We start from the raw sequence: 26,586 nt of genomic DNA, 5'->3' as shown, positions 1-26,586 counted from the left end.
AACTTGTCAGTTTTTTCTAGATTTGTAAGAAGACAAAATATCTATTTTATACATTACCAAAATTAAATGTCACTATCAAAACTTTCAATTTTTTCGAAAAAAACAGATGCTAATGAAGTTGTAAAGGGATATGAGTACCAAAAGTTGAGGACTCTTGAGAATTGGCTCAGCAATAAAGTCCATAATCGTGACGAAATAATTTACTGCGAATATGAGGATGACATTTTTGAGAGGAATATTAATGCAGGTGTTTCCAAATTTACGCAGATAAAATTATATGGATCTAGGCCTTTTAGTTTTAAAAGTGAAGAAATTACTAAGGCTATAACCAATTTTTTTATGCTGTTTGTTAAAGGCGAATATAGCTTTGATTCCGTTGAATTTGTTTTTGAAACAAATACAGGAATTGCTGCTAAATATGGTGATAATGATTCAGCGCTACTAAAGGATTGGTTTGAAAACCAAAATAATATAGATGCAATATTGCTTAAGAAAATCACAGAGAAAGTTAAGTCAATAGTTGTTAAGTATATAAACGAAGAGCTTCCTAAGGCCCAAAAAATCAGCAAGGCGGCAGCTGAGTCCGCAATGATTGATTTCAATGCACTGCCTGATTCAGTTTGGGAGGATTTTGTCAAATCAATAAAATGGATATTTAATGATATTTCTCCTGATGAAGCTGTTGAACAGGTTGTCAGTTCTATTAAAAAGTATATCAAAAAGTTGTCTTTTCCAGTTATTGCCGAAAAAATTGATACTGTGTTTACGACTTTATATTATGAAGTGACAGTAAAGATGTTCCAAAATACACCAGAGGATAGATGCCTGACAATCCACAGGATGGATGGGCTGATATTAAATCTTGGTGATGAAGCCGATAAGCAGTATAATATTGCATTGGAAGCTTGGAAAGATACCGAGGAAATAAAATATTTTAATCTTGCTGAATTTTTAGAAGTATTGTATTCTGCAAAACACTGCCGAGAATCAGCGTATCTTAAAACGCATGCTGCTATCTGGCAGAAATTGTTAAGTAAATTTATTCATTTTGCCCAAACGCCAGACCGATATAGGCACATGGCAGTATATGAGTTTTTGTGGGGTTCATTGCGTCCAATACCGGGGAGAAAACCACAAGGAACGCTTTTTGGGTGTAACGAACTAATAGAGTTATATTTTTCAGAATCCACAAAATTTGATGACCATGAATCCGTTGAAGACAGCTTATATTTACTGCATATTATTAGATTTTCGATAGAATATGATAAATCGGATCTGGATATTAGTAAAACTGAGAAGTGGCTTAATGATATAGAAGAAGTTGTTAATGCAAAATTGCAACAGAAGCACGGACCTAACGAAAGATGCTATTGGCTGGAACTGCGTGCTGCTTTTTACAGTACTAATTTAGATTTTACACAAGAGGTTTTAGAAAGCAGTATTGTCTTTGATACTTATGATGAGCTATTGGAATTACTTCCAAAGGCAGCATTATATAATGTAACGAGGCTCAGCAATATTTTAAACGAAGCGGTGAAACAACTGTTAAGAGCAGAAGCCAGCCGTGATTACATTGAAAAGCTGGAAAGTGTTGCAGATAAATTAATGTCGTTTGTTTCTCAAAGAAACGGTAATTATCAATATGCTAAGACTTATGTCGAAAGAGGTGCTAATTATTTAAACTCAACCAATTTACGTGATATCTCCAGGGCATTAAATTATTTTCATAAGGCAAAAGATATGTTTTTCCAGGAAGAAACTAAGGAAGGATACGTTTTGTCATTATTAAATATCAGCCAGCTGTATGCAGCTCTGAATATGAATTTTGCTGCAAAATATTATGCACTTAGTGCGGCCTGGTTTAGCATAAATAACAAGCCTGAAAAATTGGTAAAGAAAATAACCGATGCGTTTGGAATGCTTGTGTATTATGATTTCACTCAGGGTTCCTGGATACATGCATTGGAAATATTTGAATTTTTTGTAAGGGTAAGGGTAAATTTTGATCCAAGATCTATAGAGGAACTAGACGAGATACTGGGAAAATCATTTATTACTGTTGCAGGAATATTAACAATGGCACCTAAGATTTCTCCAGAACTTAATGGTTTTATTGAATCTCAAAAATATCAAATGAGCGATTTCTTTGCTCATTACATGGAACCTTTAATAAAGAGATACCAACAGATAATTCAGGATAGGGGACTAAAGGCACATTTAGAGAATAAATTAAGCAGTCCGCCAATTAATGATATAGGAGACATAAGAAAAATTGAATTTAAGGCATTAGGCAGTTTATGGATCATTTCATTTCCAAATACATGGCGTTCTAACGCATTAGGTGAAGAATTTACGGCGGTACTACAGGTTTTATTGGTTGAACTGGCAACAGCTGTTAAAGACCTGCACTTTTTCCGAACCGATATTGAAATTGAAATATTAGAGTCAGATAAATCAAAACAGCCTCAGCAGCATGCTTCGAATCAATCTTTTAAATGGACAGTTTATAGCTGTACTGTAAATCTTCCTGGAGCCGACAAAATAACAATGCAGAGTTCGAGTGTTATTCAAAGTATAAAATATGTGCTGCGGGATCTCAGCATGATTAAAGATGACGAGGTTTTTAATTTTATAGATGGTCTTTATAAGAATGAATCTTTAGCGGGAAAAACACTGACTAATGATCTCTATCAGAGAATTTACAGAAATGTTTATTCGGAAGAATCTTTTAAAGAATCAATGCAAAATTTGTTCTCGGGTAGTGGTTTTGAAATTAAACATAAAGAAAGTAAGGTACTCCGCTGGAATGATACAATCAGCCCGCTTTATCAAAAAGAGGAATCTCTAAAACAGATAGAAGGCAGATACAAAAATTCTATAAAATCGCTGTATCTAACCATTGAAAAACTTAAAAAGCAAGACGGGTATGACAGCTGGCTTAGCGGCCTAAGGGAGCAGGGATGGCTGGACTGGCAGATTTTATTGGCGATGCATAATCATGTGATAAGCTATAAGACTTCCAGATTTATTTCGGGAATGACATTTCAATCTGATTTGGAAAGGCAGGAAGTTTTTTACAGCAATTTTCATAATTTAAAAAAGAAAGATGAAAGTGAAATTTATGTTGATTTTCATTTAGATTATTTTCAAGGGGAGGTGTTTCAGTTTCAATTGCATCAGACTGTATTCTTAGTTTTAAAAGCATTGAATCTGGAAAACAGAAGTAGATTTCCAAATTTTCCTGCCATGAAAGATTTTTTAAATCATCGTTTTAATTTTGCTGTTGATGATTTAGAAGGCTTTAGTCCTCTTTAAAATTGCTAGAAGCCATCAATTTCTATGGGGTTAAACCAGCGATTGCGGGATCCGGAATTGGTTGTATTACAACATCAACACCAAATTTTTTTTTCAGCTCAACATCGGATATGCTGTCCGGGAATGCCATTGCCAGCAGATGCTGCGGTCTGGAGCAGGCAACATAAATTATTCTTTGTTTTTCGCTTGGAAATGTAGTTGTCTGGCTAAAATCCTTGAACGTAATGCTTTCCTTGCCGCTAACCTTATCAAAAAAGCACAACATGGCATCCATGGTACTGCCTTTAACCTGATGTACAGTTGTAATAGGAATATTTGCCTTTTTAGAAGCGGGTTTATTGAAATAGTTATCCACTTGTTCTTTTTTCAAGTCTTTCATCGTAAACCCATCCATTCTTTGCTTAAAAGTAAAAGCTTCCGAAGCATCAACACCGAATTTGTCTACAAACGCTTTCAAACAAAGTGTTGTCCAATCTTGTAAAGAATGTGATGTGGCTGGCAATTGATGGAAAAAAATCAAAAGCAGTGAGTTGAAATTTGAATCTGTTTTTCTTTCATTAAGTAATTCCTGCCTGTCATTATATGACAGGTTTGGATGTTCTAAAGTTGTGACAATAGCTCGTATCTCTGTAATGGCATTCCTAACATGCCCTGACTGAAAGTGAAAGATAGCTTTTAATATCAGTATTGGAATGAATGTCTTCCACGGATTAATATCAGTTGTATTTCCTGTCATTTTATCCTTAAGGGTGTTGCCTCGTACTACCACATGGCAATTTAAAAGACCATGATCGATACATTTTTGTTCAAAATGCTCCAATATATCCTTCGGGTTTGTGTCATTATATTTATAGACAATAATGGGTAATTTTTTGTCTTCGACTCCAAGAGAGTTAATTTTAGGATCTTTGGCAGTTCTCATTATACTAAAGCAGTCTATAATACGCTGAACGGATCTCCTGTTCTCATTTAAAGGCAGTCCGGTCCATCCAGCTGCAGTATACTTCGCTGTAAAAAGAGCTGGTTTAGCGCTTCGCCATTCGTACAGGCTCTGATAAGGATCTCCAATCATCTCTATATTGGAAAGACCTAAAGATACCAGTACATTAAATATTTCATGCTGAATATCAGAGTTATCCTGCGCTTCATCAATCAGTATGTATGGAAATCTTTGAATCAGTAAGTGGCCAATCCGTGGGATATCCCTCAGCAGGGTTAGTGCAAAAAAGGCGCTGTCAAGGTTTGATATTAGGCCCTTCTTCTTTTTAATTTTCATAATTGCTGCACCGTAAGCCTGAAAATCTGCATCAGCGACATTTTTTGGAACAGTTCCCTTAAAATTATATCTTCCGGTGGCATCAATCCACACAGCACTTGGTGTATATGAGCGTGCAAGCTGAGTGCCACTTGTTGTTGTGAATCTTCGTATTTCCGGTGAAAAAGCTTCCTGCTGTTTCCCATCCTTGAAATAATATACTTTACAGATACTATCAATTTGTTCTGCACTTTCTGCTATTTTCGGCCTCAGGCAGCCTGTTTCCATCAAATAGAAAAAGGGTAAGGTTATATAAGTATTTACAAAACTGTCAAGTGTAGATACTAAATGTGGGTATTCCAATTGATCACTATAAGATTTCCGGTACTTGTCAAGTATTTCGTCTTTGGCATTATTTGTAAAAGAAAGACATGCAATACCGGAATATTTTCCATAAGTATCCAGACATTCTTTTTTCAGCAAGGAAAGTTTATGTACAAGGCATGTCGTTTTTCCGCTTCCAGGACAGGCGCTCAGGATAATTTTCCCCCTCGCATCAAAATATGCCTTTCGCTCTAAAGTTATGTCAATTGTCATTGTATTATTTTTTCAAGTGGTTAAATGCCTCCACGATGTATGGCGGTACAACAAATGAAGTTTTTGCTTCAGCAATATTCTCGATGATATGAAGTGCAAAATCCTGTGCAAATACTGCTTTTCCCGGCATACATTTCCACATAAGGATTGCTAACTTTTGCTGTTCTTCTTCACTAAATTTTGACTTTAGGGAGCTTAGGTAAGGATCCATATGAAGGGCAACATCTGCGCAATTTGCCTTTAAATATTTGTAGAGGAAATTATTTTGCAGATCGGCGAGATTGTTTGGAATATTACTGTAGCAAAGATCATATTCAAGAGTCTGAAATGCTGCATTTACACTAATATTCGTTTGTTTATTTGCCACAGATTCTAGGTTTTTTATACGGTTACGGGTATTTGGCGCAATTAAAGATTTGTGAAGCGTTATATGGTTTTTATAGCTGTCTGCAACAAGATTATCGATATTATATATTTCCTCTTTTGATTTCGGGAACCGATCATCATCGGTGACTATAGCTATCTTTTTAGGAAGCTTTTTTTTGTTATCAGTACTGTTGAATAAGAACATGAAAGGATAAAAAGATATTCCGCCAACATTCACCATTTCAATACTATAATCTTCAAGGTTAAAACCTTCGACATTACAGAATGCAGAAAGCAGCAGTTCTTCCGAAATTCCCTCTACGAAAAGACAGGATTTAGCAAAAAACAACTGGGATTTGGTGACGTCTACATAACGCTGTAACTGCTTCATTTTGAAATTTATATCATCCTGCAGAAGTGGTTTTGTTTTGGATGTATCTTGAATTATCTTCTCGGACTCGCGGTCATTAAAAATCTCCTCGACAGTATAAGCATCATTATCCAAAACAATAAGATTGGAGAAAGGCACTTTTGAAGTAAGTGTCGGTGAGTGGGTTGTAATAAAGAGCTGGCTGTTTTCAGAACTGTTGGACTCTTTTAGGAAATTATAAAGGCTCAGCTGAAGCTGGGGATGTATGTGAGCTTCAGGTTCCTCGATTAACAACGCAAAATGAGGAATCGGGTCCTCTTTGATACGTTCTTTGATATCTCCCAGCACGGTAGCTATATAAATAAGGTTGTTGAATCCCAGACTGTTCTGCATCAGATTGAAACCCTCGTCCGAACCGGTTTTCATATCATGAGGTAGGTAGGGCTTAATTACATTTACAATATATTCGATTCTTGACTGTTCAACATGCAGACCGATCTGGTTATTATTGGTATTTTTATATATACTTTTTAAATTACTGTTTATATTATCCCTTGTTTCCTGGACTTCTGGTCTCTTTAATAACTTATCATTGGCTTCCTTGATAATTTCTTTAAACTTTTCCTCAGTTTTCTTCTGTTCTACAAGCCGTTTGATAACCTTTCCCAATAAATTTCCTCTTGTAGTCAATAGGTCTCTTGTGCTGTCTCGTATAGCACTCAAATAGTAGTGCTGGAAGAGCTGAAAGGTGTTATAATCGGCTTTTTGACCTTCAATAATTCCTGTAAAAAATGAAAATTTTGGATTATTTTTATCCTTTTTGTAACGCAGTTCTATTCTGGCGTAATCGTTTTTACTATCTGCAGGGTCAATTACCATATATTCATAGAATGCACCTTGCTGCTGCGGGCTTAATCCTCGGAATTCGTAACTTATGGTTATAAGATCAGTTGTATCTATTAGTAGTGCTCCTGCTGTATCAATTGAAATAGTTTCATGGAAATCTTCATTGGAAACGGTCAGTTCCCTGATAGGCTCGCCGATATTATATAAAAGACGTATAGCATCAATAAGTGCTGACTTACGTGCTCCATTTTCTCCGATAATAACATTGATCTTTTGTGAAAAATTGACTTCAAGATGGCGTATACCTTTATAGTTGTTGATGGTAATCTTTGATAAGTACATTCAAAATTATTTTAATTAATTTGCTTTTAGTTTTATTCTAGACCTTAATGCTAAAAATAAGATTCTATCTATTCACGGCACTATTTTATAAAAAAAATGATTACGAAATGCAATATACACTATCTTGGAATATCTTTTAAAAATGATGATAAAAAACCGTATTTATACCTGTATTTGTAAAACGCAGATGTACTATTTTGCATCTTAATTTTTTTTATATGTCACAAAGAATTATAGCTTATTCTCCTAATATGAAAGGAGATCTCGATGACGATTACACCTTATTTGAAGATGGCTCCATACTTCATGAATATGATGCTCATAGATATCCAGGTGGATATAATCTCAAGAAGAATTATTCAATACAAGAAGTTAATCATGAAGTTAAGAGAAGACTTTTTGAAGCTGCAAAACTCGAAGAGAAGGATATCGTTAAAAAGCTTTTGGGTTTGAAATGAAAGATAGTAATAGAAAACCTAACTATGATTTGAATCCAGCAGAATTATATAATTTTTTGAAGGAAAAAAAAATACTAGAATTATATCATGCAAATACGGTTGCTACTTCGTTATTATACTTGGAGCAAAAAAGCCTGCTTTCCAGACAGTTCGTAGAAGAAAATAATTGGTATCAGACTTTACAGTATACTGACGAGAAAGATAAAGCCCTTGGTATTTATGATAATATATTTCTTGATATGGTTGATATTCATTCGTACTTATCTCGACCTAATTTTTACGGTCCGTTTCTCTTTATTTTCGATATCGAAATTTTAGTTTCTGGTATAATTGAAGCAGTGAGGATCACTAAAAAAAATCCAGCGAATTGGGATCCTGCTGGTAGAACAGAAGATTGGTACTATTCAAATATCGAGGATTTTAAAGCTGACTATATGAAAGGTGATAAAATTGCAGATGTTGGAAAAATGATTATTCTGCAAAACTTAAATGGAAAACTTCCAATTGTACCTTACTGCTCAAGAATTATTCTCGATAATCCAGATGTGCATGTCACTATAGATAATCAAAAGATTTATCTCATTAATATTATAAAGGAGTATTTTGAGCCATATCTTCTAGATTCACATTATAAAAAAATAGATAAGGGGACTAGGCATAAAGATCTAGTTATAGGTTGCTCGTGCTGGAAGAAATATGGATCAAAATTCAATAAAGAACTCGCTGATTTTAGAAGATTATTTCATAAAACTCCTAATCTTAATCTGTAGCATATTTTGATAAATCCATATCACCAACTGAACAATTTTGTCTTAACATAGTATTTAATTTTGGTGATAGCTTGGTTGAAGAAGATAAAGAATTTATTAGAGTAGCAATATTTGAATAATGTTGATTTGCCACAGATTAATAGGTATTAGCAGTATTCCAATTTTTCCAGTTGATAAAATAAGAATATAATTATTCATAATATCAACTTTAGTAAGTTTAGATAAAAAAAGATGAGACACTTTTAATTATATTTACCAGAAATATTCTTTCAAAATTTAAGGTCTAATTAAAAAAATAAGTACTGTGAATAAAGAAAATGAAGCAATAAAGTTTGGTACAAGATTAAGCATCCTTTATATAATATTAGGTGTTATTGGTTTTGTGTTAATTATATTGCCAATGGTTTTTTATTCTAATGATAAATTGGAAAGCATTGGAATTATTGGTGATACAGTAGGTGGTATTTTAAGCCCAATTTTTGCTGTTCCTGCAACAATATTAACGTTTCTAGCTTTTTGGGTGCAATTTAAGGCAAATCAAGAAGTTCAATATCAATTTAAAATTCAGCAGTTTGAGAGTCAATTATATGAAATGATTCGCTTGTATAGAAATAATGTCGAAGAAATAAGTATTGGGAAAATTAGTGGTAGAAAATGCTTTGCTAGAATGTTGGATGAGTTTAAATTCATCTATTATGAGACAGAATATTATTTTAGAGATAAAGAATTAGAAGAGATCCTATTAAATGAGATTTCATACTACATTTTTTATTTTGGTGTAGGTAATAATATTAAAGAAATTTTATATGCAAAGTACCAAAATATCAATATTAATGATAATATAGATAATTTAATAACGAGACTTGAAAAGTATAAAGGTGAGCATATAATGGAAAATAAGATTATTTTCTATGATGATCGAAATATATTAAGAGAATATAATTTTCACTACATTCCTTTTAAAGGCCATATTTCGAGATTAGGGCACTACTTTCGCCATTTGTTTCAAACTGTATCCTATATCGTAGATTGCGAAATTATTGATGAAAAAACCAAATATAAATATATTAAATTGTTGAGGGCGCAACTTTCAAATTATGAATTAATTCTCTTGTATTTCAACGGCATTACAGATATGGGAATTGATTGGGTAGAAAGAGGATATTTTACAGATTATAAATTTCTTAAAAATCTGCCATATCAATTAATAAATTACAGTGTTAATCCTTTAGAATATTTAGGTGAATTAAATAATAACGGGGAAAAAATATTTGATTAATGGATATAAAAATAAAAAAAAATATAAGTTTTGAAGATATTGATTTGAATTATAAAATATTAAATAAATTCAAGAATGTCAATTTAGTTATTTCTAAGGATTTACAAATTAATAAATTTGGTATCCAGAGCGAACTGATATTGTTATTTATTACATGGTTTAGAAAATCAAATGGTAAATTAATATTGAATACAAAATCCATTGAATCTTCCGCATTGGATGATTTTGTTAATAAACATTATAATTTTTCAATAATAACTTTAGCTTTTAATAGAGGTATATATAATTTGGATAAATTGAATATTAGTAATGAAATTGTACCCTTTATTAAGAGAAAATTAAATGAAATTGAATCAAATCTTTTTTGGGGAAAAGGAGATCATAGTTATATCATAGCTCTCCAGAAGTCCTTAAACCCATATCCGAAAGCATTTTATCATAATGGTAAATTAAAGTCAAAAGCTGATTTCGAGAATCTTGCTAGCTATTTAATTTCAATTTCAATACAAACCAAGAACCTCTCCAATAAAGATGATAATAGATTACTCGACAGCTTACCAGTTGTAGGCCAGATTGTATATGAATTAATTGAAAACACTCATTATTGGTCTTTAACTGATTTTAATAACGAAGAAATAGGTGACGGTTATGGCCTGCGAAATTTATTAATATCAAATCATCATGGTGATTTAGAAGAATTAGTTAAAGGTGCGAAAGATGATGATTTTTTCTCTGCTTATTTATCCAATTTAAAAAATCAAGGCTATTCAAATATAGTTGAAATATCAGTAATCGATTCTGGTTGTGGTTTGGCAAGTAAATACTCAAATAAAGCAATTGAAAATTTTGCAAACTTTAGTGAGGTTTATGATGAGATTCAAAATTGCTTAGTAAAGTTTCATTCCTCTGAAAAAGAGAGTCCATATACAAGAGGTTTTGGATTGCATACAATAATGGAATTATTAAGTGAGAAGACTGGTTATTTGAAGCTACGAACAAATGGCTTAAAATTGTACAGAGACTTTAATAAAAATAAATTTGAAGGGAATAATTATGTTTTAGATAACTATTTCGAAAATGAAGTAAATTATAATTTCAAGAAATATCTTAATGAGGGAACTTTGTTTACTTTTTTCATACCTCTTAAATAGCCTGTAAATGTTTATAACATCTTATATAAATAGCAAGCAACAAAATTGTTGTATTATCTTTACTACACAGCAGGTTAATATAGATATAGATACCCCTATTAAAGATTATTTGTCAGAAAATATTAATCCAGAAATAGCGTACATTATTTTTAATTCAGAAATCAGTAATGTTGATAAAAGTGTTTTTGATAGGTTTAATTCATCAACGGTAAAAGTCTTTATTACTTATAGTTTGAATGGGGATTTTCAATTTGAAAATACAGTTGATGCAATTAAAGAGAAAGTAATAATTGAGCAAATCAAAGAACAAGTTTTAAAAGGTATTTTTTTAAAACATGATAGTATATTAAAAGCTAGTAGCGAATCATATTTTGTTGTCGCTTCACGAAAATTCGCTACACACTTTGTGAGAATTGCTAATTTGTTTAAAAATAGTAATGAGATAAGTATTATTTCAATTTTATTACTACCGTATATTACTAACAATATTGATTATATTTATTGTGATACTCCAACTATCTTCTCGTTAATTTATTCAAGTCTACTGTACAAACTTAAAGAAAACAAGGATTACAAAATTCCAGAAATTAGATTTTATTCGTCCTCGGATTTAAAATCTGAAGACTTTGATAAAACTAAAAATAGTATCTATATAATATCAACTTCGATAAATGGAACATTACCAACAAGAATTGTTGAATTTGGTATTGATTGGTCTAATATTATTGTTTTGTTTAGTTTTGATGAAATTAAAAAACCTCGGTACAAGTATTTATTTAAAGATAAAAGAAACGAGTTAATAGATCAAAGTTTTTATTCTTTACCTAAAGAAGAGTTTGAAAAAAAATACCCTCACAAAATATTCCCTATAAAATTTGAGGATCAACAATTTATTCCGACTCAGCCAATGGTTTCAAAATTTTTACTTGCGAAAGAAGATGCTCCGGATTTTGTAAATCTATTTCATAGTAACTATGGTAAGTATAATATTATAAGCTGTTTTAATGATTTAAATGCAATAGGTAATAAAAGAGATTTGTTTTTTGATATTACTAAACTTTTAGATGGAGAGAATTATTTTACAAATAAACTACACAAACAAGTAATTAATAAGCTGCCCAGTACAAAATTAATTTTCATATATATTGATAATGAAAATTCAAAAGCTTTATCGGATTACATTATACGAAAATCTAAAAGAAATATAATTAATAAATCAATAAGTGAATTCGAAAATGATAAGACTTTAGATGAAAACGGCAAATACAATTTTTATGTAATATCTTCCTGCATTTCCAATGGTAAAAAAGTTTCGAAATGTAGTATGCTTTTGAGAAAATTTAAAGACGCAAATATTAATTTTATATCTGGTTTTGTACGATGTAATGATAAAATTATTCTTCGAAATATAAAGGCAAATTTAACTTACGGGGAATATAGCTTTAGTACATATAGTTTTTATGCAATTGAAGAAATTTACCTGCCAAATGAAGACAGCTCTTCTTTATCTTGGGAGGGAGAGAAAAAGTTAATTGAGGAGGTTTTGAATGATCAGTATTCACAATTAAATATAGATAGAAGCTTGCCCTTAATTAAATATCTTAAAAAGAGAATAAATGTGTTAAATGGTAATGGGTTAATTAATGAACTTTATTTGCCTTCTATCAAATTGAAATCATTTGAATTAAACAAAAATTTTGCATTTTTTAAGGATACAGAATGGTTGCCTAAAGATATTAATCAGTCACAAGTGTATTTTACAATTTTGAGTGTCCTTCATAATTACAGACTTATAAAAGGGGTAAAGCAAACGTTATATGAAAGATATATTTTAGATCCTGAAAATTTTATTCGATTTAATGATAGTATTATTAGAGCAACATTTTTAAGATGCTGCACTAAAGAAGAGTTAAATTATGATTTAGATTTTAAAGCAAGTGAAAAAATGTTAAACATAATTTTAGGTTTAGTTAATGATTTAAGTAAAGGAGATAATATAATATATGAATTTTTGTTAGCAATATGTTTAAACAGGGTTAATTTGGATGTAATTCATTTAAAAGTGCTGCATTCTAAATTAATAGCTAGCAAGTATTCTTCTGATTATATATTGAAGTTTTATTTGCAATATATAAATGAGAAAATAATTTCATGTTAGAAATATTCATTTATATTATTCTTTTAAAAATATAATGCAACTAATTTTTCACCTAAAAAAAAATGATACTAAAACAAGTCGTAGCATTATTTAAAATTATAGATTATCTAAATGATAACAAGAAAGAATCCATGAGGCAAAGTTAATCAAAAAGCATGATTTTGCAATGCTCAACTTCAATGCTTACGGGTGTTGGCGAAAAAATATACTTTTAAACTATTTTATAATTTCTTCCACTTTCTGTAAAGCCTCTTTAAAATTCATTGCTTTAGACTGCGAGTTGATGTAGCTGTTTCTCGATTTGTCAATTAGGTGATTGATGAGATATAATTCATTATCAGAATTTTGTACTATGGCCATGGATTTTAGAAGTCCTAGCTCATCTTGAGTTAAATTGTAACTTTCTTTATTTTTTGATAAATTAGTAACATAGGTCACTATAAAATTTTCCAGTCCATCAAAGCCTAACTTTTCAGTTTCTCTCTTGTTAAGTTTACCCAAAAGATTTCCTAAAATTTCGTAATTGTCTATAGCATCATAATTCGAATACGAAACCTGATTTAGCGAAGGTAATTTGTCCTTACTTAAAAAATCAGAAACGTAATTGATTGCAAATAAGGAGTTTAGTTCAAACAGGACCGACAAAGCACTTGAACTATAATAATTCTTTTCATCCTCTATGTTTTCTTCAAGGTATTCAACTGCTTTCTGTTGACAGAAAGCTTGCTCTATTTTCAGTTTCATTAACAGTTGAATGGCTGACCAGTATTTGTGACTAGTAACTTCTGAACATAGATTTTTAAGCAGTTCATAATCTCCCGTCAGGGATATGTACTGCTCTAATTTCTTGTCGATATTATAATTGTAATCGGGCATCAAAAAATGTTCCCTGATTTTTTGAAATGCAGCACTCAGATTATTGTCCAACGCATATTGAATATGGATATTCAGGGGAAGAAACACCAGGTTTTTGGTATTAAGATTCTCTATAATTCTTTGGTTAAAAAGATGGTCATTATTGATTTTAAGCTTTAGCCATTCAAGTCTTTTAACTTCTTCGTCAGAGTTATTTACGTCAATGAATTCGATGCAATTTAAAAGAAAATCCTGCGAAAGGTTAAAATCAAATCGTGTTACAAAGAATAATATTGCTTTGAGTTTGCCATAATCCTCAAGGCCTCCGTATCGATCACTGCTGACATACTTTATTATTCTGTCGAAGCGAATTTTATGTGAGGCTTTTTTGCACCAGCTGTCCAGGTATGTTTTCTGACTACTGCTGATATTAAATTTATTATGTGTATCGTTTGAGGAATGAATTTGGGATTTTATTTCATTAATTATTATAAAATCATCTTTCAGCATGTGAGTGATATCGTTAAATTGTACCGCTTTGTCATGAATGTGTATAAGTCTTCTTAATATCGAAATACAAATATCTAGCTTATTACCACCGCCATTTTTACGAAACCAATCCGTTTGAATTTTTCTTATCAACGCGGAATCAATTGAAGCACCATACTCTGCAAAAACAGTTTTTATTTTTGAAATTAATTTGGTTTCGTTAAACAATATATCAAAATTGTCTTGTGGCAGATTTTTGAATTTTGTCACCCGGGTTTCATATTCTTCTTCTGATAACAGAACGTCCTTAAAGACAAAGCCTTTCTCGAGCATAGAATTATTAAAATGTTCTGCCAGTTTTCTTCTCCCGTGATTTGCTATTACATTTCTGTATAAGTCCAAATTAGTACTTTCAATTGAACCATCGGCAAATTTTTCAATGGCTAGATTAATATTTTGCTCATCGGCTATAGAGGCTAAGAAATAGCCAATCCTGTCGAAATGGATATTATCAGCCAAGTACTTAAAACCTTTTAATTGACTCTCCGGAGTCAGTCTTAAAATCAAAACCCTAAGAGCATCATCATTGATACTGAAATTTGCATTTTCAAAAAAGTAAGAGAGTAGGTCAGTTATAAAACCTTTATGGACATCTTCAAAATATAGACATCTTTTTATTATTTTTTCTATAAAGTCACTACTGCTATAGTTATCCTTAGTCTCGTCAAAATAGTGTTCAATCAGGGCAATGAAATGGGCATGATTTTCAAATCTCAGAATTAGTTCTTCCAGTATCCAACTAGTTCCTCGTATTACTTCATCCTTAACAATTCGTTCAATGTATCCGTTTTCCCTTAAAAATTCATCCTTAATGTACCAAAAGAAACTATCAATTTGCGGATAATAGTGAATTAAGGAAAGTAGAGCTCTGTTTACTTGTTTATTTGTTTCACTTTTAAAAAGGTCAAAAATATTTCGTAAATATTGTTCGTCCTGATCGCAAAGCTTTTGATCGGCAATGCAATCTATTATATGGGATTTAATCATTTCTGAGATCTGGGAGTCTTTTAGAAAATTTAAAAAAGCTGTTTTAAGATTTTCTTTACTGCCCATTGGAATAGAAAAATAACTTAAAAGCTCCAGAGCAGAAATGATTACCCTAAAATGACTTTCCTTATTGTTTATTATTGAAACCAAAAAATGGAAATTTTCTTCACAGTCACCAAATTCTGCGATTTCTTTTACTGAAAAGGTTGCAGATGAGATCCAAAAAGTTTTTTCAATACACTCTGTTTTAAAATATTCCTGAAAGACTTTAACCCGGAAATTTTCGGTCCTATTTTTATCGGCCTTAATTAGTAATTCAGGGTTGTGAGTTGAGAGCCAGTCGATCAGTAAATTATACTTATCACTACTTAAAATATTAATCAAAAAAGTAATTGTATTGAATAATGTCGGGTGCGTTTTATTAACTCCTTCAATGGAAATGAAATTAATTATCTGTTGAAAATCTAAATCACTAATAGCTGTTGCGGCAAAATATTCCTGATAATTTTTATGAATAAATTTGAAGCTACTGTTGTCAAATGAACTTTCAATGAAGCTTAACTTTGTGAATTTTTTATAAGTGATCCCAAAGAGATTTTTCAATTCTTTTTTATCTGCAGAAGTCTTTTTTGTGAGTTCTAAAACAAGGGCTAAAATTTTATAAAGTTCAAAATTCTCCGGTGGAAGTTCTGCTTTAATATCTTCAAAAATTTCTGAAGGTGTAACAGGCAATGCTGTATGATTTTTATAGTATCTGCCCAGCATTTCAAGTTTAAAGGGATCTTCCAGAACATCTTTAAACTTTACAGGGCTGATTTGATCAAATTTTTCCAGAGGAATTTTGTACTTTTTGCTTAACAAGTCGAAACTTTCCTGCGTACTTAGATCATTTAAATAAAAAACTGCTGGATTCAATGATTTTAGCTCATCCCCGTAAGCATATGTCCTGCATGAAATAACTATTTTGAAACTAATGTCGGTAGATGTCAGTAAACTTGTAATCTGTTTATTAAGCTGACTTTTAAATTCAAATTCATCCAATGCATCAAGCAGCAATACAATCTTCTGACTGGAACTCCAGTCACTTGGTAAAACGTCCTGAAATGTATTAAATTTATTGATATTTGCCAGGCTAATAAAAATTGGTGTTATTTCCTTTTCAATAATTTTCTCCTCGAAGTATTTGGAAATATTAATAAGCTCAGTTGTTTTACCGCTTCCTGGTTCTCCTAATAATAAAACAATGTCGTTGGTTTTGATTAAGTCCAAAAGACTTTTGTCCTGGAATGAAAAAGAAAACTTATTTGTTTTTAATTTCCTTTTTAAGTAGTATTTATTTTTAGGGTTAGATGCCTGTTCTAAATATTCCTTTCTCTTTTTTAAGGAACTAAAATTTGGAATTTCACCTTTAGAAAATAATAACTTGTGAAAGTATTCCAAAATACTATTATGGGTGTCCAGATCAGGCTTGGTAAATGTTTCACCGTATACTTTACAAAATATTTCCTCATTGAGCGACAAAATATCCTGAACATTATTGTTAGGTGTTAAAATGATTGTTTTGAATGGCTTAGTCTGGTTAAAGTAATCTTCCAAATGCTTTGGATTTGAATCCTGCGTACATTTGTTCAAATCAATTTTTGGTGACAAAAAAATGAATATTGAATTATTTTTATCATAGTCAGATCTGTCAAATTGTATTAATTTTTCATGTAATTGTGACTGTGCGAGCTTAGATTTATGGTAATTTTTGCACTCGATAAAAATGCCTCTTTTAAAAAAATCATCATTTAAAATAGCAACTTCAAATCCCACATCAAATCCAAACTGATAGCCGGATTTTTGTATCCAATTATTATTTACCTGAATATTTAATTGTTTAAATAAAAACAAAAAAAAATCCAATGTAATTTTCTCAAAGCTACTACCTAATTCCTGACTTGACATATTTAATAAATTTCTCTCAAATATATTAAAATACTATTGGAAGTCAGCATCATTTGGATCTGATTTGGAGTTGAAAAATAGTAGACAATCATTGAAAATCTGGGGATTAATTACAGGTTAAAATTTCTGAAATTATTAAGATAAAGAGGAAGTCTTTTGTAATGGTGCATTTTGGGATTAAACTCCCCTATGTAGCCTGATTTTTCATAAATCCAAACCACGCTTCAGGATTGTATTGCTCCATAGTTTCATCAATTGCACTAGAGCCATAAATCTTGTCAATTGCCCCTCCTGCGGTACCGATTAGAAATCCTAATGTTGGATCAGAAGTCAACATTGTACCCATTATAGTTGTTACCACTGAGACACCACCAAATCTTAGCCAGTCAATCCATTCATTTTTTGACGGAAGTTTTGATAGCGTCGTTTCATAGGCATCCCTGACATCAACATCTTTTTCTATATTTTCCTGAAGCCACTTTCTTAAATCAGATGCTTCGTGAGAATTAACGATATCTATCATCTTCTTAGTCGGATCAGAAGATGCCATTAATACGTTAATTAAACTAGGACAATTTTTATAACTATGTAATTTATCTATCATTTTACCTGAACCACTATTGAGTACAGGTGTGGATAATTTACTTTCTCTCAGAAATGAAGCTTTATCACATACATCGAGATAATAAAGCACTTCTTCATCGAATGTTGTTGATAATAGTCCACAATTCCAAAGTTCTCGGATTTTGTCAATTGCCTGATTGAACCCAATTTGAACATCCATACTAAAAAATGAGTCCCTTTGAATTCCGTGGTTATAAAATAGATCTTTTATTTCGTTTTCAAAAATTGAAAATTCATTGTCTGTAACTGTAGGCTGTAAAAGATTGTCTGATATCTGTTTTGCGATAATTTTACCAGATATGTCTTCTTTTAGTACATGTTTGGGAAATTTCGAAAAATGTTTTTCAATATGGTTAAGCCAATCCTGCTTGTACCCATTTTGGTATAGAGGCAGATAGAAACTTATTCTTTTATTTTCCAGCATTTCTGCCATTTCATTTTTGGTAAAGCACCCATATAATTCTTGTAGAGTCCATGCATCTGCCCTTATACTAACATTATCATGCACTAAGAACAAATCTGCAATTGTTGCTAAAACTTTCAATTCGGGCCTGTCCGAATATCCGCCTGTAAGCTTTAAATATTGCTTTGAAGGGACAAAAAGATCTCCTGCAAAACCAGTTACTTTTGGTATCATATTTTTGATTGTATACTATAAATGATTGATGTGGGAATTATGTCTAAGACGAGCAAATTTAATAATTTCCTAAATAGGGGAATCAGGTAAAAATACTTGGTTTACTTTATAAGTTGACGAGATGCAATATATTTATTTTATGAACTCTTTATGATTTTTCACCTCTCGGAGAAATAAACATGTCTGGGTATTACTAAGCGGAAAAACCGAAATTTCTTCGGTTTTTCCGCTTTTAGCAATTTTCTACTTTTTTCTTTTTCATTCTTGAACGAATCTGGTAAAGGTTTTTACACATCAGTTCCATAATGACTTTATGATGTTGTGAATAACTATTTTTATTACCATGGCATTGAGTAATTTCCATTTTAGAAAGAGAAACCTCTAGTGTTTCAATTGGTTTATTATCAATTCTTGCAGATAATATCAATGAATCTTTCTTTTTAAAATATTCATTTGTGAAAATGCAATGATGCAAAATATCTCCTTCGTCGAGGAAATCTTGTACATTTTCCAATACTCTAATTGTTAGGTTTTCATCTTTAAAAATAAGTCCGAAAAATTGCTTTTTTTCCTTCATATATTTTACCTGTGCTTGCTCGATTTCAGAACGCATTTTTAAAAGATATTTTTTTCTTTGCAACTCCCTTTTTTTGACAACCAATCTGTCATGAGCATCATGGAGATCTATAGGACAGACATAAGCGGGACTGCTGAGGTCTTTTTTAAACCAATTGAGAAGAGCAATATAATCTTCCCAAATTTTAAAATCCTCAATTTGGTACTTAGATTTCAGGCAGGTTTTAACCGCTTGCCAATTCTGTTTAATATTCTGATAATGCACATTAAGGTAGTAAGAAAGAAGTGAAGTCTGTGATGACTTTAAAAGCGTTTCAGTGATTGTATCTTTTAAGAGTGAAGTAAATAAAATCTGCGGAGCGATATTATAAAAACCACTTTTAAATCCGTTTCTTTTGAGTACAGGCAGAACTTTGATGTTTGGATAAATTTTATAAGGATTAATGCGAAATTTTGGAGAGTCCTGAAAATCTCTAGGACGGATTTCAAGAGGGGAATAATATTGCCATGCATCGTAAACATTTGAAAATACATTTGTAGTTAAGGACATTGTACGTACTTCGCCTTTAAAATTTATCCAATGTTGCATTACTTCCTTGTGAAAATAAGTTGGACTTGTATTTTTTTTCATGTGTTTGTGCGAACAGATAATTCGCACTACCTGAAATCCGCCACATACATCCAAAACGGCGGAATATTCAATTTCCTTAAAATGAACCTGATTGTATTGTTTCATTTTAAGCCTTCCTTCGCAGACAGTACATTTTATGTATTTATCACAGGATTTGCTTTGAGATTGAGGTTTCCAAGAGTGGGTGCATTCAAGGCAATTGAATTTTCCACGAGAGAGTACACCCCATTTAAGGAAAATGTTTTTTTCTGCCCAAGTATACACCTGAGTCTTAATAGGCTTAAGTGTAGCACTTAAATCAACTATCTCTTTCTCTATAATGGTTTTAGGTTTCATAGGTCAAAAAGTGTTAAGGTTTTCTCTACGTGTTTTGTCACTTGTTTTACTATAGTTTTCGACTGAGTAATCGGAGTGTCTAAGGGAGCGGACGAGAATAAATCAGCCACTACAGGCGGATTTGTGACCACTTTACAGCTAAAAGGAGCAGGAGCGACAATAGTGTCATCGGTGTAATATTTGACAGCCATGTCAAAGATTTCCTGATTGTCAAAGGCGCATAATCCTGTTTTTTTGACTTCACCGAAAATATAATTGATACAGCTTTCGATGTTTTTGGATACTTTACTGAGGTTTGGCGCAAAGACTAAGTCCGTTTGTGCCAAGTCGCTTAGATAATTTTCTATAGCGGTTTTAAATTGTTCGGAAGCTTTCATAAGGATAGATTTAAGATTGAAAAAGTGCTTACTCAAAACTGTTTCTGTAGATGTCAAAACAGTATTCCTCAAAGCATAGCCAACACATAAAGGTGTAGTGCGGACTTTCGTAACGGTTTGCAATTGGTTCCCCAAGGGAATCTTCCAAATCCTTTCTTATATCTTCGAGATCGTCAAGATGATTGATGTAAAAATCTTTGCAGTCAGAGTGATAAATAAATTCCCCTATCATACCGCTAACACAGCCACCACGTTGCATATCTTCCAAGAATGATTTAAGCTGTTCCTTCTTTTTTCCATCATAGCCTTCCATGTTGGCTAAGATTATCTTGTCAAACTCTGCGCTTACTGCGTACTCTCTGTAAATTGATTTTTCTAAGGCTTTCATAACTATTGATTTTTTGGCGTTGATATTCAATATTGGCTTGTAGGATTTAAAATGGGAGGTCATCGGGTTCATCCTTGCCGTTTTGCTGTGCTTTAGGATTTGGAGTGATTTCAGGTGTTTGTACTTTTTTGGCAAAAACCAAAATCTTAAGATTGTTCGTGTGAAAAGTCAAACTGCCTAAAGCCTTTCCGTCAGAGGATGTGTAAACATTTAGACCGATTCGACCAAAAAGCTGAACAAGAGCGCCTTTTTTTAGATAGTCAGCTGATTTGCTGTTTAGCCAATACGAACAATCGATATAGGTTACAATTTCTTTGTACTCGCTACTGTCTTTTGGCTTGTAGCTGTCATTTATGGCAATAGAGAAATTAACAACCTGTTTGTCATTTGAAATTTTGTGCACGGTGGCATCTTTTGTAATACGTCCTGTGATTTCCATGATTGAAAAATTTTATGATTAGAGATTTTTTTAATTTCTTCATCCCTGCCTTTCAAAAATTGTTTTCAAAAGAAAAAACGGGAAAAAAGAAAGCACGAGTAAAGTGTCCGGATAAGGAAGCCGGAGTGCTATAAGTCCCGAAGGGTGGCGCTAGCCGTTATGCGCATGCAGGTGACGGCGGACACTACTTTAGCTGCCCTTTTAACCCGTTTTGAATGAAAATAAAACTGTCCTTTTTTAGCCTTTTTGAGATTCCGTCCTAATATTTGTACCTTAGCAGGCAGTAAGAAATCCCGATCAATGGAACCCCAGCAGTATATCAGACTATCAGCGCTAAATGATATGATCCATGACACGATTAGCTCGCGTTTTGAAGGACAGCGTTTCTGGGTACTTGCCGATATCACCAATCATTCCTTTAAAGCCGATAAAAAGATTCATTACTTTGAGCTGGTGGAGAAGGCGCAGAATGGTAACGCCATTACAGCTAAGATGATGGGAAAATCATGGGGAGGAGGAGCTATTCGTATTGAGGAGTTTGAAAAAAATACAGGACAAACCTTTACCAACAACCTTCATGTCCTAGTTCAGGTGAGCGTGGATTATCATCCTTTGTACGGTTTATCAGTTAGTGTGCTGGATATCGACAGTAATTTTATGCTGGGAATACTCGAGCAGCAGCGAAATGCTACCCTTGAGCGCCTGGTCAGAGAAAATGAGTATATCCAAAAAGAAGGAGATGGTTACTCGACGTATAACAGCAGGCTACAGCTTCCTGTCGTAATTCAGAGGATAGCTGTTATATCTTCGAGCAGCTCGGCAGGGAATGAGGATTTCCGGCACACGATGCAGCATAATAATTTTGGATATGTTTTCCAGATTGATGACTATTATACCGTCGTGCAGGGGGATAACAATGCAAAATTATTCTTAAATAAACTCATTGAAATTTATAATACAGGGATAGCGTATGATGCTGTTGTGATTAACAGGGGAGGAGGCTCACAGTCTGATTTTCTGATTTTTGACAATTACAATATTGGAAGGGCAGTAGCCAAGTTTCCCATTCCGGTCATAACGGGTATAGGACACCAGAAAAATGTAAGTATAACGGACCTGATGGCACATACGAATACCAAAACACCAACCAAGGCGGCTGAGTTTATCATTGCACATAACCGAAGTTTTGAGCTTGAAATATTCTCACTGCAGCAAAATATAATCATAAAATCACAGAAACTTTTTCATGTCCATTACAAAGAACTAAGCGAGCTCAAGAACGACATTACTCGTTATACAAAAGAACTCATACAGATGCATGGGGAAGAGCTGACCCGAACTAATCATCGGATTATAAGCAATGCCAAGTCAGTATTGTATGAACACCAAAAGAGACTTATTTTAACTGTACATCAGCTGGCACAGAGCCCTAAAATGCTGATACAGCAGAATAAAAATGATTTAGTGAATATAAAAAATAGTATAAAGAATACAGCGAGTGAGTATCTTCGCCATGAGAAGCTCACTTTGGACTACCACCAGAAAAGTATTCAAATGATGTCCCCGAATAATATCCTTCGCAAAGGTTATGCTATTGTGAAGGTAAATGAAAAAATTATCAGCAGCGCCGAAAATATAGAGGCAGGGCAGGAGATAGAAGTGATCCTAAAAGACGCTAAACTTAAAAGTACCGTTAAAGAAAAAATACAATATGATGGAAGAGAAACTGACCTATGAGGCGGCAAAGTCCGAGCTGACAGCCATATCAAAAGAAATAGAAAACGAAGAAATATCAGTTGACGAATTGGCTTCAAAGGTAAAAAGGGCATCAGAGCTTATTGAGTTCTGCCAGACCAAGCTTAAAAACACAGAAGCGGAAGTTAATAAAATCATAAGCAGGATGGAGAATCCTGAGAACTAATAAGGGAAGGTATATAATAGACAAAAGGTTTCTTCGTTATGAAGATGTATAAACCGAATAAACAGGAATACTTAAAATTAAAAATTTTGATATTCAATTTATATATGCCTCTTACTTTATAAGTCCCATTAGAATATAATGGGATTTTTTTTGTCTTTTTATTCCATAATAATTAGAATAAAGCTGTCCTGTTTTTAGAAATAACAAGCTGATAGCCTCTAGGATTGGTAATGAAAGTACCAATATATTTTATTGAATCTTGAATTAGATATCATTAAATAATTTTTATATTTGATATCAAACAGCATCAATATTATTTAAATTAATTGCAATGGAAAAGGGGATGAAGCTTAAGGTTCGAAAAGAACTGGACGGCAGGCAGCAGTCAAATATTATTAAATTAAAAGGAAGTCTGATCTCAAAGGGCTACACAGAGATCATACATATTCTGGATCAGGATGATGAATTTCATATCAATTCTTTTGATATTGAAATGGGAACGGCTGGTGAAGTACAAGAATTTATCACTGCATTTATTGCCAAAGAAAACCTCACTGACAGCGTATCAATTTATAAGTAATCATTGCTTGTCGGATTTGAAATTCGAAAAAAAAATATGAAAAGTCACCTTTCAAAAGATGCTTCTTAATATTAGGATACAGTATTATATGGCAACGTTCAACAATTTAAATTTCTGTTGTATACCGAAAATTAAGATTGATACTGAGCAGCATCTCTATATTATTGAAAGTAGGAGTGTTTCTGATAAATATTCTGAAAATGCCTTTATAATAAAAAAGGATAGGTGACCTTGTACGAAAAAACTATTTCCAGTGTTTTGACAAAGTAAGTTTGACCCATCTCATAAAAGGCGGTAGCAAAATAAGATAACCAAAAAGTAAAAAATATAAGGGTGTAAGTGTAAAGACGCACTTAAAAAAGAGGATGAAATTTTGGCCTTATTCGGTTTGATTTTCGCTTTTAGGTTCCTGTGAATTTCGTCTAACAAGAAGATAAAAATCTTTCAAATGCCACCATGCCGGGCACATATCAAGACTTCCTTTATAATTGTTTATAGTTGAGTAACAGCTTTTGAGAAAAACCTGAGAGTTTGTGATTTTTGCCCAAGGCTTCCAATCCACTTCTTCTGGTGGAGGAGTGGCTTCAAAGTAGCGTTTTATTTCATCTGGAGTCATACTGCAAAATTAAGTAAAAAGCCCAACCAGGGCAAGTGTCAAGCCCGTTTTTGGATTTAAAATTCGCTGGATTTCTGCAGTGTTATCTTCACCTGTCTAAGGGTCATCGATTTAGATGATAAAAGAAATCGAATTAAAATTAAGTTAAAAGTTTAGTACAAAAATTAAGCCCCCAGAAGTTGAAAATCATAAGAGAGGATAAAGAAAATTAGATCAGGTTTTCTTTTTTTTCAAAAGTAGATGCAGACGGCTGTGGTCTTCAGAGATTGCATTAATTTCAGATTCTACAAGTTCCTGAATATCCATTTTAATCTGATCATAGACCCTGTTAACTATTGTATTGTTTAGGGTTCGAACAGGGGGGAAATCTATGTAGTTTTCTGTTTCCTTTTGCAGTGATTTATGATCGTTTATAATTTGTGCGTGAAATGTCTTAAGATCAATTCGGCAGTCGGGATTATCGGCAGTCATACCAACAAATTCACCCGAACTAAGAGAGGAAATTTTCGAGGCAGGAACGGCAGATTCAAGCTGACGCGAACGGCTGATTGAGGTATCAGAATTGTTAATTGAAAGGCTTTCGCGATCCTGCATAATTTTCCCAAAACGTTCCGAAAGCTGCTTGGCAGTATCCCCTGAAACCTGTCCTGAGATAATGTTTCCGGTGATGTTCATTACAACATCGGCCTGTTCGCGGCCATAATCTTTTTTAAGCTGGCTAAGGTCCTGAATGCCTAAACATGTAGCCACTTTATTGCTTCTGGCTGTAGCAATGAGGCTGTCTATATTGTTGAGGTAAACGGTTGGGAATTCGTCAAAAATCAGACTGCTTTTGAGTTTGTCTTTCTGGTTTACCTGTTTAATAAGGCGATTGATAAATAGTGAAAGGACAGCTCCGTAGGTTTGTATTTTTTGCGGATTATTTCCCATACATATGATTTTAGGTTCAAGGGGATTATTTATATCAAGGGAAAAATCGTTACCGCATAATACATAATATAGCTGAGGTGATGATAGTCTTGACATGGCAATTTTAGCCGAGGCGATTTGTCCCTCCAGTTGCTCTGACGCTTCATTTTGGAAGGCGCTGACAAAAGGATTAATAAGTACTTCAATTTCTTTTTCAGAGCGCAAAAGGCTAAAGAGGTTATGATATTCCAGCTGCATGAGCTCGATTACATGAGGCAAGGTGCAAAACTCTCCATTGTTGTGTTTTTTCAGATACCATATAACGGCAGTTAGAAAGTTAATGGGAGATTCAACAAAAAAATCTCCCTGCTTTTTGATCCATTCGCGGTTAAGTCCCAGAAGAATAGTGCGAGCGGATTCAGCAGCATCGGTGATGCCTGTCATTGATGAAGGTTCCAATGGATTGCATCTGTGACAGCGGTTAAGGTCGTCAAAATTGATGACAAAGAACTTTGGCTGAACAGCATACAAATGCCTGAATTTTAGGTAAGCGTTGTATGTAATTTTAGTGAGGTCATCAAATTTAAAATCATAGACAAACATTGTAAAGCCTTTTGAGATATGCTGGGTTATAATATGTCGAATGACAAAATAGGATTTACCGGATCCCGGTGACCCGCATACTAATAAACCGCGAAAAGGATTTATAATGTTGATCCAGCTTTTTCGGACTTTATCACGTAGATGATACTCAGCAGGGAGATTGATGGAATACTCATTTTGTAAAAGTCTTTCTTCTTGTGGAAATGTTTCGTTTTCTTTATTGAAAATGTCTTTACCATTTAATGTCCTGGTAATAATTCTGCTAAGTAGTGTTCCTCCAGAGATCACGAGGAGATAACCCAGGGAGGTAACAAAAATATACAACACGAAAACGGCTAAGTTTTTAGATTTCATCCATAGAATAAAAAAGCTTCCAAAGTATAAAAAGAGCCCGGCCAAGATAAAATATAATGCGGTTTTTAGCTTTAACTTTTCATCTTTACGTCCTTTGGCACCAAGAAGGGAAATAATTACTAGTAGCAGAACCAGCAACTTGGATTTATGAAAGTAACTAAAGAGACTTGTTCTGTAAATATTTTTCAGAATTCGGTCGCTGAACTTTGATGTAAAGCCGAGTTCAGCAAAAAGAGTGTAACCGTAATAATAAAAATGAATGACCAGAAGCGCAATGCTTATAAGACGGGTCATATCTAAAATTTTTCTCAGTGCCTGTTCATTTTCTCCGGTCTGCATAACTGAATTTT

19 protein-coding genes are annotated in these 26,586 nt (G+C 32.9%); 9 read left to right on the top strand and 10 right to left on the bottom strand.

Annotation, left to right across the window (positions count from 1 at the left end; translation table 11 throughout):
* Nucleotides 1-66: 66 nt before the first annotated feature.
* Nucleotides 67-3,315 carry a hypothetical protein gene (locus B0A65_RS13150; protein WP_074662157.1) on the top strand — a complete coding sequence of 1,083 codons (3,249 nt, stop codon included), beginning with the start codon at nucleotides 67-69 and terminating at the stop codon, nucleotides 3,313-3,315.
* A 22-nt stretch (nucleotides 3,316-3,337) separates the two neighbouring features.
* Here B0A65_RS13150 and B0A65_RS13145 read toward each other — a convergent pair whose 3' ends face one another.
* The gene (locus B0A65_RS13145) at nucleotides 3,338-5,167 is read right to left on the bottom strand and encodes a UvrD-helicase domain-containing protein (protein WP_074662154.1); all 1,830 of its coding nucleotides are present in this window, start codon (nucleotides 5,165-5,167) and stop codon (nucleotides 3,338-3,340) included.
* 4 nt (nucleotides 5,168-5,171) lie between these two features.
* The gene (locus tag B0A65_RS13140; RefSeq protein WP_074662150.1) at nucleotides 5,172-7,091 is read right to left on the bottom strand and encodes an ATP-dependent nuclease; all 1,920 of its coding nucleotides are present in this window, start codon (nucleotides 7,089-7,091) and stop codon (nucleotides 5,172-5,174) included.
* Between the two features lie 218 nt (nucleotides 7,092-7,309).
* On the opposite strand from B0A65_RS13140, the gene B0A65_RS13135 reads away from it, so the two are divergent.
* From B0A65_RS13135 to B0A65_RS13115, 5 genes are all read left to right on the top strand, one after another.
* Entirely contained in the window at nucleotides 7,310-7,549 is a 240-nt protein-coding gene (locus tag B0A65_RS13135) for a hypothetical protein (protein ID WP_074662147.1), read from the top strand.
* Nucleotides 7,546-8,319 (top strand): hypothetical protein, encoded by a 774-nt coding sequence (locus B0A65_RS13130; protein ID WP_074662143.1) that lies wholly within the window; start codon nucleotides 7,546-7,548, stop codon nucleotides 8,317-8,319. Before B0A65_RS13135 ends, B0A65_RS13130 begins: the two co-directional genes overlap by 4 nt.
* A gap of 304 nt (nucleotides 8,320-8,623) precedes the next feature.
* A complete protein-coding gene (locus B0A65_RS13125; RefSeq protein ID WP_123890343.1) occupies nucleotides 8,624-9,598 on the top strand; it encodes a putative phage abortive infection protein in 975 nt (324 codons plus the stop codon).
* A complete protein-coding gene (locus B0A65_RS13120; RefSeq protein ID WP_074662136.1) occupies nucleotides 9,598-10,749 on the top strand; it encodes a hypothetical protein in 1,152 nt (383 codons plus the stop codon). Before B0A65_RS13125 ends, B0A65_RS13120 begins: the two co-directional genes overlap by 1 nt.
* A gap of 7 nt (nucleotides 10,750-10,756) precedes the next feature.
* Nucleotides 10,757-12,907: a hypothetical protein gene (locus B0A65_RS13115; protein WP_074662133.1), complete on the top strand. Its 2,151-nt coding sequence runs from the start codon at nucleotides 10,757-10,759 to the stop codon at nucleotides 12,905-12,907.
* Between the two features lie 216 nt (nucleotides 12,908-13,123).
* Here B0A65_RS13115 and B0A65_RS13110 read toward each other — a convergent pair whose 3' ends face one another.
* From B0A65_RS13110 to B0A65_RS13085, 6 genes are all read right to left on the bottom strand, one after another.
* Entirely contained in the window at nucleotides 13,124-17,245 is a 4,122-nt protein-coding gene (locus tag B0A65_RS13110) for an NACHT domain-containing protein (protein ID WP_074662130.1), read from the bottom strand.
* Between the two features lie 187 nt (nucleotides 17,246-17,432).
* Nucleotides 17,433-18,506: a hypothetical protein gene (locus tag B0A65_RS13105; RefSeq protein WP_074662127.1), complete on the bottom strand. Its 1,074-nt coding sequence runs from the start codon at nucleotides 18,504-18,506 to the stop codon at nucleotides 17,433-17,435.
* A 232-nt stretch (nucleotides 18,507-18,738) separates the two neighbouring features.
* Nucleotides 18,739-20,049 carry a PcfJ domain-containing protein gene (locus tag B0A65_RS13100; protein ID WP_074662123.1) on the bottom strand — a complete coding sequence of 437 codons (1,311 nt, stop codon included), beginning with the start codon at nucleotides 20,047-20,049 and terminating at the stop codon, nucleotides 18,739-18,741.
* Nucleotides 20,046-20,426: a PcfK-like family protein gene (locus B0A65_RS13095; protein WP_074662120.1), complete on the bottom strand. Its 381-nt coding sequence runs from the start codon at nucleotides 20,424-20,426 to the stop codon at nucleotides 20,046-20,048. Before B0A65_RS13095 ends, B0A65_RS13100 begins: the two co-directional genes overlap by 4 nt.
* Before the next feature lie 28 nt (nucleotides 20,427-20,454).
* Nucleotides 20,455-20,814, bottom strand: coding sequence for a DUF7222 domain-containing protein (locus B0A65_RS13090; protein ID WP_074662388.1), 360 nt, complete (start codon nucleotides 20,812-20,814; stop codon nucleotides 20,455-20,457).
* Nucleotides 20,815-20,860: 46 nt separating this feature from the next.
* Nucleotides 20,861-21,253, bottom strand: a complete 393-nt coding sequence (locus B0A65_RS13085; RefSeq protein WP_074662116.1) for a single-stranded DNA-binding protein — start codon at nucleotides 21,251-21,253, stop codon at nucleotides 20,861-20,863.
* Nucleotides 21,254-21,553: 300 nt separating this feature from the next.
* On the opposite strand from B0A65_RS13085, the gene xseA reads away from it, so the two are divergent.
* The 3 genes from xseA to B0A65_RS13070 all read left to right on the top strand — a co-directional run bounded on the left by xseA (nucleotide 21,554) and on the right by B0A65_RS13070 (nucleotide 23,754).
* The gene (gene xseA / locus B0A65_RS13080; RefSeq protein ID WP_074662112.1) at nucleotides 21,554-22,990 is read left to right on the top strand and encodes an exodeoxyribonuclease VII large subunit; all 1,437 of its coding nucleotides are present in this window, start codon (nucleotides 21,554-21,556) and stop codon (nucleotides 22,988-22,990) included.
* Nucleotides 22,965-23,174 (top strand): exodeoxyribonuclease VII small subunit, encoded by a 210-nt coding sequence (gene xseB, locus B0A65_RS13075; protein ID WP_394335683.1) that lies wholly within the window; start codon nucleotides 22,965-22,967, stop codon nucleotides 23,172-23,174. Before xseA ends, xseB begins: the two co-directional genes overlap by 26 nt.
* Before the next feature lie 331 nt (nucleotides 23,175-23,505).
* Nucleotides 23,506-23,754, top strand: a complete 249-nt coding sequence (locus B0A65_RS13070; RefSeq protein WP_074662109.1) for a hypothetical protein — start codon at nucleotides 23,506-23,508, stop codon at nucleotides 23,752-23,754.
* Between the two features lie 379 nt (nucleotides 23,755-24,133).
* On the opposite strand, the gene B0A65_RS13065 is transcribed toward B0A65_RS13070, so the two are convergent.
* On the bottom strand, nucleotides 24,134-24,370 hold the full coding sequence (locus B0A65_RS13065) for a DUF6965 family protein (protein WP_074662107.1): 237 nt from the start codon (nucleotides 24,368-24,370) through the stop codon (nucleotides 24,134-24,136).
* Nucleotides 24,371-24,583: 213 nt separating this feature from the next.
* A complete protein-coding gene (gene mobC / locus B0A65_RS13060) occupies nucleotides 24,584-26,575 on the bottom strand; it encodes a conjugal transfer protein MobC (RefSeq protein ID WP_074662104.1) in 1,992 nt (663 codons plus the stop codon).
* Between the last annotated feature and the right edge of the window lie 11 nt (nucleotides 26,576-26,586).

It is taken from the genome of Flavobacterium frigidimaris (assembly GCF_002217275.1).
GTDB classification, from domain to species: Bacteria; Bacteroidota; Bacteroidia; order Flavobacteriales; family Flavobacteriaceae; genus Flavobacterium; species Flavobacterium aquidurense.
The sequence above is the reverse complement of the archived record's forward strand: the minus strand, read 5'-3'. Positions and strand labels throughout refer to the sequence as shown.